Origin of the sequence: Acinetobacter sp. UNC436CL71CviS28, assembly GCF_000620525.1 — a bacterium.
Taxonomy (GTDB): Bacteria; Pseudomonadota; Gammaproteobacteria; order Pseudomonadales; family Moraxellaceae; genus Acinetobacter; species Acinetobacter radioresistens.
This window is the reverse complement of the sequence record NZ_JIBB01000075.1, coordinates 1-3,111: the sequence shown is the minus strand read 5'-3', so window position 1 is coordinate 3,111 and position 3,111 is coordinate 1. Positions and strand designations below refer to the sequence as shown.

The window sequence follows — 3,111 nt, the reverse complement described above, 5'->3', positions numbered from 1 at the left end:
GGAAAAAAGAAGAGTTTAAGGAAATTTTGGCAATTTTAAGAAGGCAGAACCCTGATAGGATAAGGGTTCTGTGAAATTTGTCGTGTACAGAGAAGCCTGACGAGAATCCATCATATTAAACAGGGCAAAAAGAACCATCTGTACCTGCTGCGGTGTTGACAGACCTGCGGTGTGATTCAGTGCAACATTACGGCTATCTGCTACCAAACGGTCAATAAACTTGATTTTTTCTGGTTCAGTAGTTAATGATGAATAACGTTCTTCAAGTTCCTGCTTTTCCTGATCTGAAAGCGCTGCAATCTTCTGATCAATGATATTGTTATTCGACAGCGCAATAATGCCAAGTCTCCAGCCTGTAGCCCCAAAGTACTTTGAGAATGAATAAACTAAAATAGTATTATTTGGGCAAATTGCAAAAAGTGACTTAAAGTCATCTGCAAAAGTTCCATATACATCATCTGTCAAAATAATCAGGTCAGGACGTTTTCTTACAATATCTGCCAGTATTAGCAATCCTTCATCACTTATTTTGACAGAAGGCGGGTTGCTCGGATTGACTAAAAAGAATGCCTTGATTGAAGGGTCTTCTAACTTTCTTAATTCAGACTCAGGATATTGCCAGCCCAGATTGGGATCAGCTTCAATAAAAATTTCTTCAAGCTGATAGTCATTCAGTTTGGGAATTTCCAGATACGGCGTAAAAATCGGTCTGCCGATTGCAATTCGGTCGCCAGTATTAATAATCCTGTTTTCTTTTAAGGAGTTAAATATATAAGCCATGGCTGCGGTTCCGCCTTCAACCGCAAACAGGTCCAAGCCTTCCTTGGGCATACTTTTTATGCCCATTTCCTGTAACAGATACTCTTTAATAATTGTTTCACTGACACGGAGCATGCGATCAGGTACAGGGTAGTTACATCCTAGAATCCCTTCGACCATTTCAAGCAGAAACATATCTGGATCTAAACCCAATTGGTCTCTCACATAAGACACTGCTTTTCCCAGAAATAAAACTCCAGGTTTATCCCGGTTCTGCATGAGAAAATTATCAAAACGTGATTGCAAACCGACAGGACGGGGGAACCCACCTAAGCCTTCTGGCATGTAAGAAAATGAAAATTCTGATTCTGTGGCAGAAAATAAACCTAATTGAAAAAAAGCCCTACGTGGCAGGGTAGCCAGAAAATTAGGGTTTCCTCGTCCAGCATTGAGCATTAAGCGGTCCCGCTTACTCTGTGCCAAAGCAATCAGGCTATCTTTTAACTCGAATGGGCTAAGTTTTGAATATTTAGAATAATCTACATTCCCCATGGGAAATCTCCTTAGTGAATAGTGATCTTAAAATGCTTGAAACAATTTTTAGGCTAATCCGACAATAATTGGACCGAGTAAGGTTAAAAAAACGTTTGCTAGGGCGTAGGTAATAGCAAAGGGTACGGTAGGTATAGAGTTTCCGGCTTTATCCAATACACCACCAAAAGCGGGGTTGGCACTGCGTGCACCTGATAATGCACCTGCCATAATGGCGACATTGTCATAACGAAGAATATAACGGGCGAAGAACATTGAAAGGATAAGAGGAACAACAGTAACCACCACACCAATCATAAATAGTGATAGACCACTTTGCTTGATGGTCTGAATCGCCTGTAAGCCTGATTGCAGCCCGACAGCAGCGACAAATCCTGCAAGTCCCAAATCCTTAAGTAGCTGTGATGCTGCTAAAGGCATATTGCCATGCACTTGATTACGGCTACGTAACCATCCAAATAACAGGCCAGAAAGTAGCGCACCTCCACCTGCACCTAAAGTAAGGGGCACCCCTCCAATACGAATAACAAAAAGGCCAATAACCAAACCGACTACAAGACCTGCTCCATGAAACATCCAGTCTGTTTTTAAACTCTCAGGTAAAGCTTTTCCGGCTTCTTTTACTAACCGCTCAAGATCGGTTTTTGTTCCATATACTGTGACTACATCACCTGGTTTCAAAACCAGATCATCATTTAGAACCTGTGTTTCATTATTTCGTTTGATACCAAGTACATATATACCGTGTTTCAAATAGGCAGGCGTATTGGCCTTTACCTCGCCCAAGCTATGATTAAGATATTTAGAATTTCTGAGTACTACATCCGTGGTCTGCATCACCATTTCCATACCAGGAGAAGACTGTAGCTCTGGACCAATATACTCAGAAATTGCAACCACACTAGCTCGTCGCCCTACAATCAGTACAATATCATCTGTCTGCAAAATGATATCTGGAGATACATCGATAAACTGGTCATCACGTTTTAAGCGTTCGATGGTAGTGCTAGATTGTTTGGCCTCAAGTTCTTCTATTTTCAGACCATTACCCTGTTTGACTTGATAAATACGTCCGACTATTTCCGGAATAGCCAGCTCTTGACCCGGAGCCAGCTCAAAAGCACCTTTCAAACGTTCAGATTGTGCTTTCAGGGCATCATCATGGATTTCTCTTCCCATAAATTTAGGAAGAATATTGACACAGATAATAATTGCGCCAAGTGACCCAAAAATATAAGTTACTGCATAGCCAATTGCGACATTTGCCTGTAGCTTTTGTATTTCAGCAAGAGGTAAATCCAGTCGTGATATTGCATCTCCAGCAGTACCAATAATAGCTGACTGCGTCATGCCACCTGCCGCTAGTCCTGCTGCCAGCCCTTTGTCCAGATGGAAAAGCTTGGCCATGAGCAGTACCGTAATTAAGCCACTCACTGCCATAAATACTGCAAGCAGAATCTCTTTAATAGAGTGTGGTCCTAATGATTTAAAAAATTGCGGTCCACTTTCAAAACCTACAGCATAAATAAATAACGCAAAAAGAATCGCTTTTACACCATTATCTACAGAGACACCAATCAGGCTTAAAACCACTGCAACAAGAAGCGAACCAGCAACGCCACCAAACTGGAATCTGCCAAATTGAAACTGACCAATCCAGAAACCAATTGCAAGTGATAAAAATAATAAAATTTCTGGACTATGACTTGGCAGAGTAAAACTTGAAGTGCGACATAAACCACCTAATTAATTTAAAGGGTTTATGGAGTATATAAAATTGTCATACCATCATCTTAACTT

At 41.0% G+C, this 3,111-nt stretch carries 1 protein-coding gene and 1 pseudogene; both read right to left on the bottom strand.

Annotation, left to right across the window (positions count from 1 at the left end):
- Positions 1 to 93: 93 nt before the first annotated feature.
- Positions 94 to 1,311 (bottom strand): annotated as a pseudogene (locus N518_RS16510) (bifunctional aspartate transaminase/aspartate 4-decarboxylase); the annotation flags it as partial.
- Positions 1,312 to 1,359: 48 nt separating this feature from the next.
- Positions 1,360 to 3,024, bottom strand: coding sequence for an aspartate-alanine antiporter (gene aspT, locus N518_RS0114995; RefSeq protein ID WP_026444469.1), 1,665 nt, complete (start codon positions 3,022 to 3,024; stop codon positions 1,360 to 1,362).
- Between the last annotated feature and the right edge of the window lie 87 nt (positions 3,025 to 3,111).